This is a genomic window from Plantibacter sp. ME-Dv--P-122b, assembly GCF_030209375.1.
Taxonomy (GTDB): Bacteria; Actinomycetota; Actinomycetes; order Actinomycetales; family Microbacteriaceae; genus Plantibacter.
Genome location: NZ_JARVSC010000003.1, coordinates 509541 through 526885, shown reverse-complemented (window position 1 = coordinate 526885; position 17345 = coordinate 509541). Strand labels below are relative to the sequence as shown.

The following is a 17345-nucleotide window of genomic DNA, read 5'->3' as shown; positions in this document are numbered from 1 at the left end:
TCGCCGCGGTCGAGTCGCCCGGCTAGAGCATCCCGGCATCGGTTGCAAGCCCCCATCCCCTCGCGCCGCCTCCTCCGAAGCTGGTCTGAGAGGCCGCGACCCGCGGCCCGGGAGAGGAACGCCATGACGGAGATCACCGCACACCACGGCCTGCTGAAGGACACGAAGCTGCACGTCGACGACACCGGCGGCACGGGACGCCCGGTCGTGCTCATCCACGGTTGGCCGCTGTCAGGTGAGTCGTGGAAGGAACAGGTCCCGGCCTTCGAGGCCGCCGGCTACCGTGTCATCACCTACGACCGCCGCGGCTTCGGACGCAGCGACAAGCCGCTCACCGGTTACGGCTACGACCGCCTCACCGACGACCTGCAGGCCGTCATCGAAGCGCTCGACCTGCGCGACGTGACGCTCGTCGGGTTCTCGATGGGTGGTGGCGAGGTCGCCCGCTACTTCACCCGCCACGGCTCGGAGCGCATCCACAGTGCGGTGTTCGCCTCCGCCGTGCCGCCCTACCTGCTGCAGACGCCCGGCAACCCGGACGGCCCGCTCCCCGTGTCCGAGGCCGCGAAGATGACCGCCGGTCTCACTGCGGACCAGGACGCCTTCTACGACCAGTTCACGACCGACTTCTTCTCGGTCGACGGTGACCTGAAGGTCACGGAGGAGCAGCGTCAGGAGGCACTCGCCCTCGCGCACCAGGCGTTCAAGCCCGCTGCGCTCGAGGCGATGGCGTCGTTCGCGAACACGGACTTCCGCGACGACCTGCCGAACGTCACGGTCCCGACCCTCGTCATCCACGGTGACAGCGACGCGACCGTCCCCTTCGAGGGCTCCGGTGCGCGGACGCATGCGGCGATCCCGTCGTCGACGCTGTACGTCGTCGAGGGTGCTCCGCACGGCGTCAACGTCAGCCACGCGGAGGAGTGGAACCGGGCCGTCCTGGAGTTCCTCGCGAAGTAATCGCCGAATCGAGTAAAGCGTCGGGCGGTGGGCGCGCTGTGCCCCATCGCCCGACGGTCGTGACCGTCGCCTCCGAGCGCGGCACCCCGCCCGACGTCGCGGTCAGCGCGAGTCGCCCGACCAGGGCAGGTAGCCGTCCATGGAGTCGATGACCGCCGCCGGCAGTGGTGACTGCGCACGATCGTCGAGGACGACCTTCCAGTCGCCCTCGACCCATTGCACGGAGACCGGCGAACTGACGAGCGCACCGCCCTGGTCCGCGTCGACCCAGACGAGGTCGACTGTGGCAGCGTCGACGTCGTACGCGTCGATGGCGAAGCCTGCGACCTGGGGTGATCCGAGTGCACCGTTGGCGAGGGTGGTCGGTGCCGCGACCGCTGCGTCGCGACCCGGTCCCGGGGCGACGAACACGGGGATGAGCCCGGCCAGCACCTCCGGGTCGGTCTCGGAGGCGAACGCGGTGTAGTTGACCGCGGCGGCGAGAGCCCCGTACGCCGTGTGTGCGAAGCAGTACCGTTCGCCGTCACGGACGACGAAGGGGCCGCCCATCGCTGTTCTCGGCGGTGACGGCGATGTCCCCGACGAACTCCCACCTGTTGGTCGGCGCGGAGGTGAGAGTGTTCATGGTCTCCACCGTCTGCTCGCCGCACACGCTCTCGCCGGTGGTCACCGAGGTGTCGTCGACGGTTTGCGTGGTGTCGGGTGCGGGCGGCTCCGGGGCGGCACATCCGCTGAGCGCCAGCGCCAGCACCCCGATCGTGAGCATGTTCGTGCGTCCGCGCATCGTTCCCCCCGAGAACGGCGGCCCGACCCCCGGTCCGCCGTTCCGATCACCCTAGCAAGCTGCTCGGACCGCGACGGCTGATGTGGATGCGGCTCAGGGCTGGTCGGGTAAGACCTCGTCGACGCCGCCGGACGATGCGTGGTTGCATCGGCCGGCGGCGTCGCTCGGGAGTCGCTCAGGCCGTCAGACCGCCAGCGACCAGGCCTCGGCTCGCACGGTCGCGTCGTGCCGCACGGCGTACCGCTCGCCGTCAGCCGGGTATGCACGGAACGTGCGGGTGGGGTGCCCGGTGTGGTGGATCTCGACGATGGACGCGTCGATGAGGATCCGGACCTCGTCCCCGTCGGCCAGCTCGCCCTGCCAGATTGCCTGCGTCTCCGAGCCGTCCAGCTCGACGGAGGCCGCGCCTGCACCCGTGAGTCGCACCTCCGCCTGATCGGGAAGCGCTGCCGGATCGACGACATCCGCCCGGAGTCCCGTCAGCTCCCGCGCCGGGATCAGCTCGACTTCGTCGCCGCGGACCACGAGCTCGCGTGGGAACGTCAGCATGCCCGACCAACCGTGCTCGTCGGTGTCCGCCTGCGTCCGGCCGCGCACGCCATCGGGGGCGATCTCCTGCGCCCAGCCCCAGAGGAGCACCCGCTCCGGCTGGCCGTCGGAGCCGTCGGACTGGACGGCCTGCGGCGCGTAGAAGCTCGACCCCTCGTCGACGATGCCGGTCCGGCGAGCCCTGAACACGGGTCGCCCGCTGGCTTCGTCGAGCTCCATCGAGCCGAGGACCCAGGCCACCCCGCGGTGCGGCTGGCCGTCGAGCCACAGTGACACCAGCAGCACCCAGTCGTCGCCGACGCGAACGAGCTGGGGGCACTCCCACCCTTCGCACGGAGCGAGCTCCGAGACGACCGGCGCCTCGGCCGTCAGCAGGTACCCCTCCTCGGTCCAGGCGTCGAGGTCGTCGACGCCGTACAGGAGCAGTGCGCCACCGACGTCGGAGCGGCCGGCGCCCTGGATCGCCCAGCGGCGCCCGCCCAGCTCGAAGACGAACGGGTCGCGCACCATCGTCACGCGCTCATCGGCGGGGAGCCCCGCAGCGACGATGCGTTCGCCGCTCCAGTCCTGCGCATCCGCCGAGCCGTGGACGACGACGACCTCCGAGAACCCGTGCCGGTCACGCGCGCCTGAGTAGACGACGGCCGGCCGGCCCTGGTCGACGACCCCGACGCCGCTCCAACAGCCGAAGCCGTCGGTGGTGCCCGGGCGGGGGGCCAGAGCCACCGGGTGCTCCTCCCAGGCGAGCAGGTCCGGCGAGCTCACGTGACCCCAGTGGATGTCCTCGTGCCTGGCCGACCCCGGGTTGTACTGGAAGAACACGTGCCAGCGACCGTCGACGAACATGATGCCGTTGGGATCGTTCAACCACCCGGCCTCGGGTCGTGGGTGCAGCAGCGGGAAGCCGCGGTCGAGGACGTGCGTTGCGTGGAGGCCGGTCATGGCTTCCTTTCGGTTCGAGATCAGTCGGATCGAGGGGAGGGCGGTGGTGCTGGTCACTTGCTGACGCCGGCGGTGAGCCCTTCGAGCAGCGGCTTCTGGCCGAAGACGAAGACCAGCGCAGCCGGGATCATGGACAGGACGACACCGGCGAGGACGGTCGCGACCGACCCGGTGCCGAGATTGCCCTGCAGGGTCACGAGCCCGAGCGGGAGGGTGAAGTTCTGCTCGCTGATCGTGAGGATCAGTGGTCGGAAGAACTCGTTCCAGTGGTAGTTGAACGCGAGGATGCCGACGATGGCGAGGCCCGGGGCGGCGAGCGGCAGGTAGATGCGGAAGAAGATCTTCCACGGTCCCGCCCCGTCGATCTGCGCCGCCTCGGCGAGCTCCGGCGGCAACCCCATGAAGTACTGCCGCATGAGGAACGTGCCGAACGCCGTCGGGATCATCGGGATGATGAGCGCGAGGAGCGTGTCGGAGAGTCCCATGCCGCGGATGAGCATGAACACGGGGACGATCGTCACCTGCATCGGCACCATCATCGTGGCGAGGATGAGGCCGAACAGGATGCGCTTGCCGCCGAAGTCGAAGCGCGCGAACACGTAGCCGGCCATCGCCGCACTGAGCATCTGCCCGGCCGCGATGAGGAGCGTCACCAGCGCGCTGTTCCACGTGTAGAGGAGGATCGGGATCTTCTGGAAGACGTCGATGAAGGCGCCCGGGCCGAACTCGGTCTGCCCGGTGGCGACGTTCGCGGGGGTGAGCGCCGTGATGAGGGTCCAGACGACGGGCGCGAGCGTGAGGAACGCGGCGATGACGAGGACGAGGAACTTCCCGGCCGTGGCGAGTCGGCGGCGTGATGAGTCGGGGGTGACTGCTGCGATGGACATCTGGGACCTCATCCGTAGAAGACGAAACGCTTGCTCAGCCGGAACTGTGCGGCGGTGACGAGCATGATCAGGAGCGTCAGCACGATGCCGATCGCTGCGGCGAGACCGAAGTCGAGCTGCTGGAACGCGGACTCGTAGATCACCATCACCGCGGTACGGGTGTCGTCTCCCGGCCCACCTCGCGTGAGGACGTACGGCTGGTCGAAGATCTGCAGGGCGCTGATGATGGCCATGACGGACGCGACGAGCATGGTGGGGCTCACGAGGGGCAGGGTGACGTTCCGGAACTGGCTCCAGCCGTACGCGCCGTCGAGCGACGACGCCTCGTAGACCTCGCGTGGGATCGCGGCGAGTCCGCCGATGAAGAGCAGGAAGGTGAAGCCGAAGTTCTGCCACACGTAGACGAGGAGGACGACGATCTTCGCCCCGAACCCGGTCGTCAGCCAGCCGATGTTCCCGACGCCGAAGAGCCCGAGGAACTCGTTGACGAGGCCGAACTCCTGGTTGAACAGGTACGACATCACGAGCGACACGGACGCGGCCGACAGCACCAACGGGAAGAACAGCGCGGAGCGGAAGAAGGTACGCAGCCATTCCGGCATGCGCGACTGCACGAGGATCGCGAGGAGGAGGGCGACGGCGAGCTGCAGCGTCACCGCAACCACGACGAAGCCGACCGTGTTCAGGAAGGACACGCGCACCGTCGGGTTGGCCGCGAGGTCGACGAAGTTGCCGACGCCGACGAACTCGGGTGCCGAGATGATGTCCCATCGGAAGAAGGCGAGGACGAACGAACCGATGATCGGGACGAAGCTGAAGAGTCCGAGGCCGATGAGCGTCGGGGCGAGGAACACCCAGACGAGCAGCCGGCTGCCGCGAGGAGCACGCTTGCCCCGTCCGGTCCTGGCCTCGGGCGGGACGACCAGTGCCCGGGTCGCTGTCGGTGACTGCAGTGCCATCATCGTCCCTTCAGTGCGAGTTCGAGGTCCCGCTGCATCGTCTCGAGGCCGCGGCGGACGCCGTTCGGGCCGTTCGTGATCGTGCCGACCACGTTCTTGATGAGGGCCGACTCCACGGCCGCCTGCTGGGGCGGCGCCGGCATCGGGCCGGTCGTCGGGAACCGGTCGAGGGTGTCGTAGAAGACCTCCCAGTGCTTCGGGCCGATGTCACCGCCGTACAGCTCGGCGTTGAGCGAGCGCCGGGGCAGCGACGAGTCGGGCTGGCTGTGCGCGATCGACATGCCCTCGACGGAGATGCAGTACTTCATCCACTCCCACGCCTCGTCCTTGCGTTCGGAGGTCTGCATCATCGCGTAGCCGCCGGCGCCGAACTGGTGGCGCTGTCCGCGCATCTTCGGAAAGTAGGTGACGTCGTACTCGTCGTTACCGAGGCCGGCGTCGTTGAGGCCCTTGACCCAGAACCCGCCGGCCGGCGTCATGCCGACCGAGCCGCGGGAGAAGAGTGAGACGAGCTCGTTGCCGCCGCCCTGGGCGGGGTTCGCGGCGATGCCCTCGGAGACCATGCGCTGCAGGACCTCGAAGCTCTCGACGGTGCGGTCGCTCAACGCGTCGGCGTTCTCCCACAGGTACCCGCCACCCCGAGGGGTCTCGTCCGGGTAGAACCGCGACCACATCCAGTCGCCGCCGGGTGCCTTCTCCTCGGTGAGGAAGCTCGTGTCGTTGATGTACAACCAGGGCACGACACCGCCCCAGAGCCGGTTGTTCCAGAAGTACGGCAGGAACGATCCGGGGGCGCTGGCCTGCATGGTGCGGCCGACGGCGAAGAAGTCGTCGACCGACCAGTCGTCGCGTGGACGCTCGAGGCCGGCCCGCTCGAATGCGGACGTGTTGTAGTACATGTTCGCCGCGTTGAAGTTGTCCGGCAGTTGGAACAGGTTGCCCTTGTACATGAACGACTCGATGAGCGAGGGGTTCACGTCGTCGAAGTACTCCTGCAGCTCGGCGGCGTCGCGCTGCACGTACTCGTCGATCGGGTGGGCGAGTCGCTCGGCGAACAGCTGCGTGCCCTCCGTGGCGACCGACACGATGTCCGGCGGGGTACCGGCCGCGACCATCGTGAGGATCTTGGCGAAGAAGTTGCCCCAGTCCTGGCCCTGGATCGCGATGATCCGGACGGGGATGTCGGGGTGCAGCTTCTGGAAGCCGTCCACGAGCGACTGCCGGGCGGCGGCGTCCTGGGCGGTGCCGAAGAGGGCGACGGTGAGGGCGTCGTCACCTCGGCCGGGGATGTCTCCGCCGGTGAGGCGCGGCCAGGAGATGGCCGTGCCCGCCAGACCGAGACCGAGCAGGGCGAGTGCCGCCCTGCGACTCAGATCAACCACGTTGTTGCTCCTGCGAGATCGGGGCAGACCGTTCGCAGGGCGCGGACGATGAGCCGTGAATGGAGGTGCTGTTTCTGGTGCTGAACGGATTCAGCAGACGAAACATAACACAGCTCCACGCGATATGCTGAACTGATTCAGCAAACCGCACGAGGGAGTGTCATGTCCACGCAACGCCGCCGCACGACCCTCGCGGACGTCGCGGAGCGCGCGGGCATGTCCAAGGCCGCGGTGAGCATGATCATGAACGACCGCCCCGGTTCCCGGCTGTCCGCGGACGCCGTCGAGCGGGTCCGCGCCGCCGCGGCGGAGCTCGACTACCGGCCGAACCCCGCGGCCCAGGTGCTGCGCCGCGGGAAGACCAGGACGATCGGGTTCATCTCCGACGAGGTCACGCTCACCCGCCATGCTTCCGGGCTCATCGGCGGTGCGCTCGAGGTGTCGAAGGCCCACGACCACACGATGCTCATCGCGGAGACCGAGGGGATCGAGGGTGGCCTCGCGCGCGCCTTCGAGACGATGATCGACCACCGGGTCGACGGCATCCTCATCGGCCTCCTCGGCGCCCGCCTCATCGACCTCCCCGCCACCTCGACCGGTGTCCCCGTCGTCGTCCTCAACGGAGCGTCCTCCTCGGGGCACGCGAACGTCCTGCCCGACGAGCGCGCGGCCGGCTATGCGGTCGCGAAGCGGCTCGTCGACGCGGGCCACCGGCGGATCGGCGTGGTCGGCGACCTGCCGCAGCACGTCATCAACGATCCGCGACAGACCGCGACGGTGGCACTGCGCTTCGCGGGCATCGCCGCGGCGTTCGCGGAGGCCGGGATCGAACCGGTACGGGTCGACATCGTCGAGTGGCAGCCGGAACCCGGCTACGAGGCGACGGCCACGCTCCTCGAACGCCACCCCGACGTCACGGCCATCCTGGCCGCGAACGACGGCGTCGCCTTCGGTGCCTACCAGGTGCTGCTCGAACAGGGGCGTCGGATCCCGCAGGACGTCTCCGTCGTCTCGTTCGACGACGAGATCCTCGCCGGCTACCTGCGTCCTGGCCTCACCACCGCGCGGCTGCCCTATCAGGAGATCGGCGCGCTCGGAGCGTCGATGCTCCTCGGCCAGCACGCCCTCGGGCATGAGCTGGTCACCATGCCGATCATCGAGCGCGACTCGCTCATCGCCGCGGTGTCGACCGACGCCGGTTGACGCCACCCGACCCTCGGATCCAGCAGAGAGAGATGCCATGCACGCAGCCCCCACGACCGACGTCCTCATCGCCGGCGAGACCCTCATCGACATCGTCCGGCGGCTCGACGGGACGCACGCGGAGAGCCCCGGCGGCAGCCCGGCGAACGTCGGGATCACCCTCGGTCGGCTGGGCCGCGCCCCGGCCTTGGTGACCCATGTGGGCGACGACGAGCGGGGCGCGGCGATCCGCTCCTGGCTCGACGCGTCCACGGTGACCCTCGTGTCGGCTCCGATCGGCCGGACGTCCACGGCGCAGGCGACCCTCGACGCCGAGGGGGCGGCCACCTACGAGTTCGACCTCTCGCTCGATCTGGATGCGGCGGGTGCGCCGGACGCCGCCGTCGTCCACACCGGCTCGATCGCCTCGGTCCTCGAGCCGAGTGCCGACCGCCTGCGCGAGCTGGTCGACGCGCGTCGTCCCTCGGCGCTCATCACCTACGACCCGAACATCCGGCCATCCCTCATCGACGACGCGGCTCGCGTCCGTCAGGCGGCGCTCGACTGCATCGCGCGCGCTCACGTCGTGAAGGCGAGTGACGAGGACGTCGCGTTCCTCCTGCCCGGTGTGGCGCCGGTCGACGCCGCCCGAGAGTGGGTCGCGGCCGGGCCGGGACTCGTGATCGTGACGATGGGTGGTGACGGGGCGGTAGCCGTCAGGGACGGTTCCGTGCTCGAGATCGAGACGCCGCGGGTGCAGGTGGCCGACACCGTCGGTGCCGGCGACACGTTCATGGGTGCGCTGATCGACGGACTGCTGACCGCCGGTATCGCGGGGCCCGGGGCCGCGGAACGACTTCGTGAGGTGTCCGACGAGGTGCTGCAGCAGCTGCTCGACCGCGCCGCGCGGGCCGCGAGCATCACGGTGTCGCGGCCGGGGGCGAACCCGCCCACCTCGGCGGAACTCGACGCCTGAGACGCTGGGGGCCTGAGCGTCAGGACGGCTGAGGAGTCGGGACTTCCGTCCCGGCGAAGTGCTCCGATGACACCACCTGCTGGGCTGCCCGACGAAGGGCGAGGATCAGCGGTTCGGTGAGCACGGTGCCCAGCACGATGTACTGCACCGCGAGCTCGGGGGAGTCCGCCGGGATCCCGTCGATCTCGGCCTCGGCGATGCGGCGCGCTGCGTCGACGTAGCGGTCGAGCACTGCGGGCGGCACCGTGAAGCCGGCTCGTTCCAGGGTGTCCAGGGCCCCGGCCAGGCCGGCGAGGAGTCCGGGATCGCACTGCGCCTCGATCCCGCCGAGTCGTTCGTAGAGCTCCAGGGCGCGGGTCGTGTCGACCGGACCGCTCGGGCGTGGGGTGACGGCGGTGTGGGCGACCCCGAGGAGGTCGTACGGGCCCGGCGGCGGCGAATCGAGCGCGGCGACGACATTGCGGGTCTCCGCGATACTCACGCCGGCGGTGAGGAGCGCGCGGATCACACGCAGCCGCGACACGTGGGCGTCGCCATAGCTCGCCTGGGTCGCCGAGGTGCGCTCGCCCTCCGGGAGGAGTTGCTCGCGCAGGTAGTACTTGATGGTCGCCACCGGCACCTCGGACACCGCCGCGAGTTCCGAGATCCTCATCCTGTCCCCCCTCGTCTGGATAGTGCTACTATCCAACTTGGATAGCGTCACTATCGAACAGGAGCAGTCTATGTCACGCGTCGTCGTCGGCCGAGTCACCCATTGTCACGAGGGTGAGCTCGTCGTGTTCCACATCGGGATGACCATCAACCAGTGGTGGCGGGTGGACAAGTGGCTCCCGATCTTCGGCGACATGCCGCGCATGCTGCAGGAGCTCATGTCCGATCCCGAGTCCGGGCTCCTCGGTTCGACGTTCCTGCTCGGTTCCCGTGGCCCATACCTCGTCCAGTACTGGTCGTCGATCGACCGGCTCTACGCCTACGCGTCGGCACCGGCCTCCGCACATCGGCCTGCCTGGTCGCGCTTCAACAAGCGCGCCCGGTCCGCTCCGAAGGCCGTCGGCGTCTGGCACGAGACGTTCCTCGTCGATCGCGCCGAGAGCATCTACGTGTCGACCCCGTCCATGGGGCTGCCTGCGGCGACCGAGGCGGTGCCCGTCGGGTCGCGGCAGCAGCACGCGCGCCAGCGGTTCGCCGACGGCCGGACCGGTGCGTCGGAGGCGTCGGCCTGACCGCTCGTGTGTTGAGATGGGCGGGTGGACCTCCAGAAGCAACCTGCCGCCGCGGCGTCGCATCCCACCCGCAACCGTCTCGGCGTCGTCGCGCTGATCCTGGGCATGCTGCTCGTCGGTCCGGTGATGATCGCGATCGGCGTCGGCCTCCGGCTGGCTGACGACCAGTTGCTGGAGACGGGGACGCGCACCACCGGCACGATCACCGAGGTGCAGGACGGTGTCGAGGCCTCCGACATGGACTTCCGGGTCGACTACCGGTCCACCGACGACGTCGTGCACTCGGTGTGGGAGTCCTGGGACATCAGCGACCGGCCGTCCGTCGGCGACGAGGTCGTGATCGTGTACCGGGCGACAGACCCGGGGGCGGCGGTCGTCGAGGGCTATGGGGGCGAGGGCGAGTGGATGACGGGCCTCGGAGTGGTCTTCACCGTCATCCTCGGGGGGACAGGCGTCATGATGCTGGTGATGGCCGCCCGTGGCCGGTCGGAGCGTGCCCAGGCGCGCCGTGCGGCGATACAGGCTTCCGCCGGTCAGCGGTAGCGCGGTGGAACGGCGAGCGGCGCGGAGACGAGGGCGGAACCCTGCGGGACCTCGCCCTCGCCGCGCCGGATCGGACCGCGCAGGGCGAGGGTGATCCGCAGGCCGTCGGCGGGATCGTGCGCGGTGTCCGGCTCCTCGAAGTTCAGCGTCGGCGGGTCCTCCGAGGTGCTGTAGCTCAACAGGATCATCGAGCTCGACCCCGAGGCCCGCAGCCGCGGTCTCGAGAGACGCACCGAGGATTCGCGCACGGTCAGGACCTCGTCGCGGTGCAGGATGCGTCCGGGGCCGTTCAGCTCGTTCCCACCCGCGCGGACCGCGACCTGTGGGCCGGCGAAGCCGACGATCGCATGGTTCATGTCGTCGGGAGCGGCGATGAGTCCGGCCGCGTCACGGAGCTCGACGACCTGCAGTCGCCAGCGGATGCGGCGGTCGACGTCGGTGCTCGTCCAGACGTCTCGCACGCTGCCCCGGCCGCGGTCCAACGGTTGCCGCACGAGGTCGGCGAACCGGACGAGCCGTGGCGGGCCCGGGTCGGCAGGTGGTCTGGACGCGACGTCGACGAGGACGAGATGAGCGGGGGTGGCAGCCGGTTCGGGTCCAGCTGCTCCGCGCATCTCGTCCTCGTCGGGTCGGGTCGGGCAGGTCGTTCAGGCCGGTGGATCAGGCCTTGGTGTCGACCAGGACGTACCCCTCTTCACCGTGGACCACGGTGTCGATGCCGGCGATCTCGTCCTCGTTCTTCACGCGGAAGCCGATCGTCTTCTCGATCGCGAAGCCGATGATGAAGGCGAGCACGAAGGAGTAGATGAGGACGGCGAACGCGGCGATCGCCTGGACGAGCAGCTGCGAAGCGTCACCACCCATGAAGAGGCCGGTGCCGTTGGCGAAGAAGCCGAGGTACAGGGTGCCGATGAGGCCACCGACGAGGTGGATGCCCACGACGTCGAGGGAGTCGTCGAAGCCGAGCTTGAATTTCAGCTCGATGGCGAGGGCGCACACGACACCGGCGACGAGGCCGAGGACGATGGCCCAGATCGGGTGCAGCGAACCGCACGCCGGGGTGATCGCGACGAGACCGGCGACGGCACCCGATGCGGCACCGACGGAGGTCGGCTTGCCGTCCTTGATCTTCTCGACGACGAGCCAGGCGAGCAGGGCTGCCGCCGGGGCGGCGATGGTGTTGACGAACACGAGTGCCGCGGTGCCGTCGGCCGCCAGTTCCGAACCGGCGTTGAAGCCGAACCAGCCGAACCAGAGCAGACCGGCGCCGAGGAGGACGAACGGCGGGTTGTGGGGGACGTGGACGCCCTTCTTGAACCCGACGCGGCGGCCGAGGACGAGCGCGAGGGCGAGGGCGGCAGCACCGGCGTTGATGTGGACCGCGGTGCCACCGGCGAAGTCGATGACGCCGACGCCGAAGACGTCCTGCAGGCCGTGCGTGATCCAACCGCCGTAAGCGAAGCTGCCGTCGTCGGCGAGGCCGAAGTTGAACACCCAGCTCGCGACCGGGAAGTAGACGACGGTCGCCCAGATGCCGGCGAAGATCATCCAGGAGCCGAACTTCGCGCGGTCGGCGATGGCGCCGGAGACGAGGGCGACGGTGATGATCGCGAAGGTGGCCTGGAAGGCGACGAAGGCGAGCGGTGGGTAGGCCGCTCCCTCAGGCGTCTCGAGGGCGGCGGTCAGGCCGATGTTGCCGGTGTCGATCGCCCAGGGGGCGACGGTGCCTTCGGAGCCGGGGAACGCGATCGCGTACCCGTACAGCACCCAGAGGACGCCGATGAGGCCGAGTGCGCCGAAGCTCATCATCATCATGCTGATGACGCTCTTCGCCTTGACCAGGCCGCCGTAGAAGAACGCGAGCCCTGGTGTCATGAGCAGCACGAGTGCCGCTGATATCAGGATGAACGCTGTGTTTCCTTGATCCATTCGAGGTGCCTCTCCGCAGGGACGCGGCTGGAGCGCGTCGGGTGCGCCCAGCGTGACACCGGCGTGTTTCCGATGGCCTGTGCGCGTGTTTCCGGCACGTTGCGGAATCGGCCGCTGCGTAAACAGCACATGACGGATCGCTCGACGTACAGTGGGGGACGAATGGAAGGGAGCCCCGATGTCGACTTCGAGCACACCCGAGGACGGCCCGCAGGTCGCCCGCAACGACGAGCGTCACGAGTACGAGATCCGGGTGGGGGAACGCGTCGCCGGGATCGCCGGGTACCGGGAGGAGCCGGGCCGCATCCTCTTCACCCACACCGAGATCGATCCTGACTTCGGTGGGCAGGGGCTCGGCAGCGTCCTCGCCGCTGCGGCGCTCGATGATGCGGTCGAGCGAGGCCTGACGATCGTGCCGTACTGCCCCTTCATCCAGGCCTATCTCCGCAAGCACCCGGACTTCAGTGGCGAGGTGTCCTGGCCCGAGTGACGGCGGCGTCGATGGTGGTGGCCGAGGTCGTCACCGGGACCACGACCCTCCCCGACAGAGCCGCCCTTCGGCAGGCTCAGGGACCGAAACACCTCGGCTACACCTCCGCCGGTCACTGAGCTTGTCGAAGTGTCCACGAGGACCCTTCGGCAGGCTCAGGGACCGGCGAGGGTCAGAACGGTGCGGGGTCCGGTTCCGTCCGGTGGTGTTTCCCGTCGGGTGTCGTCCACTCGAGCACGCCATCGGGCTGGTGGTCGAGGTTCCATTCGGGGAGGTGTTTCATCCGGTGGTGATGTCGGCAGAGGCAGGCGAGATTCCCGACATCCGTCGCGCCGCCGTCTTCCCACGCGACCGAATGGTCGAGGTCGCATGCTCTGGCGCGCCTGCCGCAGCCCGGTGCCCGACAGGTGCCGTCCCGGAGGCGGACGGCCCGCTGCAGATCGGCCGGAACCCGGTACTGGTTCCGCCCGACGGAGAGTACCGCACCGGTTTCCGGTTGGACGAGGATGCGGGTGAAGCTCGGCGCGTTCACTGCGATGCGGGCTGCGGTCTCCGGGTCGATCGGGCCGTAGCCGTCGAGCGTGGCTGGGGCGTCGCTGACGCCGGCCATGCTCAGTGCCGGGACCGTGATCTGCACCGTCGGCTTGATGTGCTCTTGCACCTCGATGGGGTGCGGAAGCACCGGGCTCGACGTGACGTCCTCGGGCGTGACGCCGGTGAGGGCGAGGGCTGCGAGGGCGTCGGCTTGGAGTTGCGCGCAGGTGCGGGTGTCGCCCGCGGCGCGGCTTTCAGCTGCCGCGGCCTCGATGCGTTCGGCGATGCCCTGCGCGATCGGTGCCGTGGTGAACAGGTGCACCCACGCCATGCCGTCGGCCGCGGGCTCGACCTCGACCCGGCGGTCTGCCTCAGACCGGAGAGCACGCGTCGTGATGGACTCCGGGTGTAGACGCTCGCGCAGGACCCGGGCGCGCCTGCGGAGTTCTGCGTCGGTGGTCTGCTCCGCGACCGGAAGTACCTTCGCGAGGAACACCGCTCGTCCCTCACTGGGGACGTCGCAGAGTTGGTCGGTGATCGTCTTCGCATGCCGGGCCGAGATGCGTCCGGCCTCCAACGACTCCAGGACGGCGGGGGCGTTGTTGACGAGCGCTTCGGCGTCGTTCGTGGCCCGCTGCACGGTCCGCTCGGGGACGCGGGTTGCCATCGCGAGCGTCGCGCAGGTCGAGCGGCGAGACAGGGCACGGCGTTCGGCGGGCGGGAAGACGGCGGGGACGACCGAGTCCGCGAACGCGTCGGCATAGGCAGCGGAACGAGCCAGGAGGCGGGCCTTGCGTGCGTCCAAGACGGCCTGCTGCCGGTGGATCTCGGCCCACTCGTCCGAGAACTCCACGAGGCGCGCGGCGTACTCGTCGCCGACGCGGATCGCGGTGGTGGTCTCGGTCATGGGACAAGTCCACCATGGACCACTGACATTCCAGATGCTGAGTCGGCTCGGTTGTGAAAGTCTCCTCGTGTGCCCTTCGACAGGCTCAGGGACCGGAGGGGGTTGCTCAGGGGTCGGCGGGGGTTGCTCGGGGACCGACGGGGGTTGCTCGGGGATCGGCGGAAAGCATGCCCGAACGCGGTCGGTCGCGCAAGTTGTTCTGAGGTGGTCATGTGTTATGCCAGGATCTCAGTACCGTGTACCTCGATCGAAAGACGCCATGAGTTCCAACACCACCCCTGAATACCCTGCGACGCCGACGTACGGGCAGCCCTACGCGCCCGCTCCGATCCGCGGCGCCGCCTCCCCGGAGGATCTGACGCTCCCGCTCTACGGGGCGACGTTCCCGCAGGCCATCAAGCGCTACCTCCGCAAGTACGCGACCTTCACCGGTCGCGCCTCGCGGAGCGAGTACTGGTGGGTCGCGCTGCTCGTCTTCCTCGTCACGCTCATCCCGAACATCCTCCTGGTCGCGGGCGTCGTGTCGGGGGCGGCCTCGGCCGCCGCGCAGCGTGAGCCGGTCGTGTTCGACAGCAGCACCGGCGCGCGGACCTACTACACCCAGCCCGGCATCCTGGAGATCCCCGGAGCTCGCACCCTCATCCTGATCGGGCTGGTGCTCCTCGGCCTCATCTGGCTGGCGACCATCGTCCCGAACCTGGCCCTCGCCTGGCGCCGTCTCCACGACGCCAACTTCCCCGGCCCGTTCTACTTCCTCTCGCTCATCCCGTCGATCGGCGGGATCATCCTCTTCGTGCTCGTCCTCCTGCCCTCGAAGCCCGAGGGTCAGCGGTTCGACCTGGCGCGCTGAACCGCGACCTGAGGACCGGAACGGGCCGGTGTGGACGCGATCGTCCGCACCGGCCCGTTCTCCGTCTCGCAGGACGTGCGTGGACGCCTCAGTCGGCCGCCGCGACGTCGAGCACCCACGTGACGCCGAACCGGTCCGTCACCATGCCGAAGCCGGGGCTCCAGGCGGACGCGGCGAGCTCCTCGACGACCGAACCTCCGACGACGAGTCGGTTCCAGAACTCCTCGACCTCCGCGAGCGTCTCGCCACGCACCGCGACGAAGCAGGACTGTTCGGTGACCGTCGTCCCGTGCTCGCGACGGGTCGTTCCGGTGCCGATCAGTGACGCCGCCGGAGCTCCGGGGCTGTCGTACGCCATCACCCGGAAGCCGTCCTCGGATTCGACCTGACCGAAGACGACCAACTCGGCGCCCGGCGCGTCCTTGGGCATCCCGAGGTCGCCGTAGCTCGCGATCGTCGTCCGCCCGCCGAAGACGGACTGGTAGAACTCCAGTGCAGCGCGGGCGTCGCCCTGGAAGTTGAGGTGGGTCGTGGTCGTGATGCTCATGGGTGCTCCTCGAGTCGTGCCGGGCTCCTCCCGGTCGAGCACCACTGTTCCAGGCCTCTAGGACAGATCATGTCCTACACTCGGACTACGCTCGCACCATGGCTTCACCGACCTCCCGACTCCTGCAGTTGCTCTCGCTCCTGCAGGCGCGGCGCGACTGGCCGGGTGCCCTGCTCGCCGACCGGCTGGACGTCAGCCACCGCACGATCCGCCGCGACGTCGACCGCCTCCGGGAGATGGGGTATCGCATCGAGGCCACGATGGGCCCGGACGGCGGGTACCACCTCGACGCCGGCAGCGAACTCCCGCCGCTACTCTTCGACGACGAGCAGATCGTCGCGCTCACGATCGCCCTCCAGACCGCCGCCGTCGCGGGATCCGGGTTCGAGGAGCCCGCGCTCCGAGCGCTGACGACCGTGAGACAGGTCCTGCCGTCGCGGCTGCGGCATCGACTCGACGCCCTCGACGTCATCTCGGTGCCCCGCTCAGGCGACGGACCGACCCCGCAGGTGGCCGTGTCGGTCCTCCTCGCGTTGTCTGCCGCCATCCGCGCGCGGGAGGTGCTCCGGTTCGGGCGATCCGACGGCGACCCGGAACCCCCTCGACGCGTCGAGCCCCACCACCTGGTCACCTCCCAGGGACGCTGGTACCTCGTGGCCTGGGATCTCGACCGCGACGACTGGCGGATCTTCCGAGCCGACCGCATCGTGCCGAGGACCCCATCCGGACCGCGGTTCCGGCCGCGCGAGGTGCCGGGCGGCGACGTGCAGGCCTTCGTGGCGGCGAGGTTCAAGGGAGCCGAGCAGACCGATGCCTGGCCCTGTTTCGGCACCGTCGTCCTCCACCTGCCGTTCGAGGCGGTCCAGCCGTTCGTTGGCGACGGCACCGCCGAGCCCCTCGGCCCGGACCGCACGCGCTACACCGCCGGCGCGTGGTCGTGGGTGGCGCTCGCCGCCTCCCTGAACCGCTTCGACACCGACATCGACGTCGTCGATCCGCCCGAGCTCGCCGCAGCGTTCGCACAGCTCGCGGAGCGCAACGCCGCGACCGCGCAGACGGTCAGCCGTGGAGTGCGTCGTCCGGCGGACCGAGACGGACGGCGGTGAACCGCACGGTGAGACCGGCGCGCGTCGGGGCCGCGCAGAAGAGTCCCGCCTCGACGTCGGCCTCCGGGTCGAGGTGGGCGACGCGGACCAGGCGCCAGTCCTCGTCGTCCACCCGTGCGCGCACGGTGATGGCGTCGCCGTCGCTGCTCGCGCGCACGGTGACGGTTCGCCCGAGCCAATCGGGGACCGGCGCCACCGACCAGTCGGAGTTCCCATGCGTGACGACCGCACCGAGCTGGGCGACCCCGTCGGACACCTCGACCCCGGCCTTGATCCACATCGACTCGGACACCCGGAGGAACACGCCGGCCTGATCGAACTGCTCGGAGCCGTCGAGGACGAACGACACCTCGATCGCCGCTCGTCGCTGCATCGGCGCGATCAGTGCGTGCTCCGTGTCGTGGACGAAGCCGTAGGAGGTGTGCCGCCAGGCGTCACTGCCCTCGACGGCGGTGACGAGCAGGGAACCGTCCGGCTCCGTCGTCACCGCCGCAGGGGCCGTCGTCCAACGTCCGTGCTCGACCAGGCTCTGGAGATCCATCCGTCCATCCTGACGTACAAATGGTCCTGCCGCACGGTCGGGGCGCTGGGGGGG

At 69.5% G+C, this 17345-nt stretch carries 20 protein-coding genes; 8 read left to right on the top strand and 12 right to left on the bottom strand.

From position 1 onward, the window contains the following. The first annotated feature begins 123 nt into the window (after positions 1-123). The gene (locus QRN19_RS07180) at positions 124-960 is read left to right on the top strand and encodes an alpha/beta fold hydrolase (protein WP_285026060.1); all 837 of its coding nucleotides are present in this window, start codon (positions 124-126) and stop codon (positions 958-960) included. 102 nt (positions 961-1062) lie between these two features. Here QRN19_RS07180 and QRN19_RS07175 read toward each other — a convergent pair whose 3' ends face one another. The 6 genes from QRN19_RS07175 to QRN19_RS07150 all read right to left on the bottom strand — a co-directional run bounded on the left by QRN19_RS07175 (position 1063) and on the right by QRN19_RS07150 (position 6463). Then, a complete protein-coding gene (locus tag QRN19_RS07175) occupies positions 1063-1509 on the bottom strand; it encodes a DUF8175 domain-containg protein (RefSeq protein WP_285026059.1) in 447 nt (148 codons plus the stop codon). Then, entirely contained in the window at positions 1484-1744 is a 261-nt protein-coding gene (locus QRN19_RS07170; protein WP_285026058.1) for a hypothetical protein, read from the bottom strand. The genes QRN19_RS07175 and QRN19_RS07170 overlap by 26 nt, the downstream gene beginning before the upstream one ends. 183 nt (positions 1745-1927) lie before the next feature. Beyond that, complete coding sequence (locus QRN19_RS07165) at positions 1928-3235, bottom strand: glycoside hydrolase family 32 protein (protein WP_285026057.1); 1308 nt, start codon at positions 3233-3235, stop codon at positions 1928-1930. A gap of 53 nt (positions 3236-3288) precedes the next feature. Beyond that, complete coding sequence (locus QRN19_RS07160; protein ID WP_285026056.1) at positions 3289-4122, bottom strand: carbohydrate ABC transporter permease; 834 nt, start codon at positions 4120-4122, stop codon at positions 3289-3291. A gap of 8 nt (positions 4123-4130) precedes the next feature. Continuing rightward, positions 4131-5081, bottom strand: coding sequence for a carbohydrate ABC transporter permease (locus tag QRN19_RS07155; RefSeq protein WP_502928054.1), 951 nt, complete (start codon positions 5079-5081; stop codon positions 4131-4133). Beyond that, positions 5081-6463, bottom strand: coding sequence for an ABC transporter substrate-binding protein (locus tag QRN19_RS07150; protein ID WP_285026055.1), 1383 nt, complete (start codon positions 6461-6463; stop codon positions 5081-5083). Before QRN19_RS07150 ends, QRN19_RS07155 begins: the two co-directional genes overlap by 1 nt. Before the next feature lie 162 nt (positions 6464-6625). Between QRN19_RS07150 and QRN19_RS07145 the strand changes: the two genes are divergently transcribed. Both QRN19_RS07145 and QRN19_RS07140 read left to right on the top strand, forming a co-directional pair. Next, on the top strand, positions 6626-7666 hold the full coding sequence (locus QRN19_RS07145; protein ID WP_285026054.1) for a LacI family DNA-binding transcriptional regulator: 1041 nt from the start codon (positions 6626-6628) through the stop codon (positions 7664-7666). 37 nt (positions 7667-7703) lie between these two features. Continuing rightward, positions 7704-8621 carry a carbohydrate kinase family protein gene (locus tag QRN19_RS07140; protein ID WP_285026053.1) on the top strand — a complete coding sequence of 306 codons (918 nt, stop codon included), beginning with the start codon at positions 7704-7706 and terminating at the stop codon, positions 8619-8621. 19 nt (positions 8622-8640) lie between these two features. Here the strand turns inward: QRN19_RS07140 and QRN19_RS07135 are convergent, their stop codons facing one another. Then, the gene (locus QRN19_RS07135) at positions 8641-9273 is read right to left on the bottom strand and encodes a MerR family transcriptional regulator (protein WP_285026052.1); all 633 of its coding nucleotides are present in this window, start codon (positions 9271-9273) and stop codon (positions 8641-8643) included. A 70-nt stretch (positions 9274-9343) separates the two neighbouring features. Between QRN19_RS07135 and QRN19_RS07130 the strand changes: the two genes are divergently transcribed. After that, positions 9344-9844 (top strand): DUF4188 domain-containing protein, encoded by a 501-nt coding sequence (locus tag QRN19_RS07130; RefSeq protein WP_285026051.1) that lies wholly within the window; start codon positions 9344-9346, stop codon positions 9842-9844. A 24-nt stretch (positions 9845-9868) separates the two neighbouring features. Next, positions 9869-10387 (top strand): DUF3592 domain-containing protein, encoded by a 519-nt coding sequence (locus QRN19_RS07125; protein WP_285026050.1) that lies wholly within the window; start codon positions 9869-9871, stop codon positions 10385-10387. Here QRN19_RS07125 and QRN19_RS07120 read toward each other — a convergent pair. Together QRN19_RS07120 and QRN19_RS07115 are read right to left on the bottom strand one after the other, a co-directional pair. Further along, the gene (locus tag QRN19_RS07120; protein WP_285026049.1) at positions 10378-11001 is read right to left on the bottom strand and encodes a hypothetical protein; all 624 of its coding nucleotides are present in this window, start codon (positions 10999-11001) and stop codon (positions 10378-10380) included. The genes QRN19_RS07125 and QRN19_RS07120 overlap by 10 nt on opposite strands. 46 nt (positions 11002-11047) lie before the next feature. After that, the gene (locus QRN19_RS07115; protein WP_079706939.1) at positions 11048-12316 is read right to left on the bottom strand and encodes an ammonium transporter; all 1269 of its coding nucleotides are present in this window, start codon (positions 12314-12316) and stop codon (positions 11048-11050) included. 178 nt (positions 12317-12494) lie between these two features. Between QRN19_RS07115 and QRN19_RS07110 the strand changes: the two genes are divergently transcribed. Continuing rightward, positions 12495-12806, top strand: a complete 312-nt coding sequence (locus QRN19_RS07110) for a GNAT family N-acetyltransferase (RefSeq protein WP_285026047.1) — start codon at positions 12495-12497, stop codon at positions 12804-12806. A 172-nt stretch (positions 12807-12978) separates the two neighbouring features. Here the strand turns inward: QRN19_RS07110 and QRN19_RS07105 are convergent, their stop codons facing one another. After that, the gene (locus QRN19_RS07105; protein WP_285026046.1) at positions 12979-14247 is read right to left on the bottom strand and encodes an HNH endonuclease signature motif containing protein; all 1269 of its coding nucleotides are present in this window, start codon (positions 14245-14247) and stop codon (positions 12979-12981) included. A gap of 259 nt (positions 14248-14506) precedes the next feature. Here QRN19_RS07105 and QRN19_RS07100 point away from each other — a divergent pair, with 259 nt between their 5' ends. After that, positions 14507-15097, top strand: a complete 591-nt coding sequence (locus QRN19_RS07100; protein WP_285026045.1) for a DUF805 domain-containing protein — start codon at positions 14507-14509, stop codon at positions 15095-15097. An 88-nt stretch (positions 15098-15185) separates the two neighbouring features. Here QRN19_RS07100 and QRN19_RS07095 read toward each other — a convergent pair whose 3' ends face one another. Next, the gene (locus QRN19_RS07095; protein ID WP_285026044.1) at positions 15186-15644 is read right to left on the bottom strand and encodes a VOC family protein; all 459 of its coding nucleotides are present in this window, start codon (positions 15642-15644) and stop codon (positions 15186-15188) included. A 98-nt stretch (positions 15645-15742) separates the two neighbouring features. Here QRN19_RS07095 and QRN19_RS07090 point away from each other — a divergent pair, with 98 nt between their 5' ends. After that, positions 15743-16750 carry a helix-turn-helix transcriptional regulator gene (locus QRN19_RS07090; protein ID WP_285026043.1) on the top strand — a complete coding sequence of 336 codons (1008 nt, stop codon included), beginning with the start codon at positions 15743-15745 and terminating at the stop codon, positions 16748-16750. Here QRN19_RS07090 and QRN19_RS07085 read toward each other — a convergent pair. Beyond that, on the bottom strand, positions 16704-17291 hold the full coding sequence (locus QRN19_RS07085) for a DUF1349 domain-containing protein (RefSeq protein WP_285026042.1): 588 nt from the start codon (positions 17289-17291) through the stop codon (positions 16704-16706). The genes QRN19_RS07090 and QRN19_RS07085 overlap by 47 nt on opposite strands. Between the last annotated feature and the right edge of the window lie 54 nt (positions 17292-17345).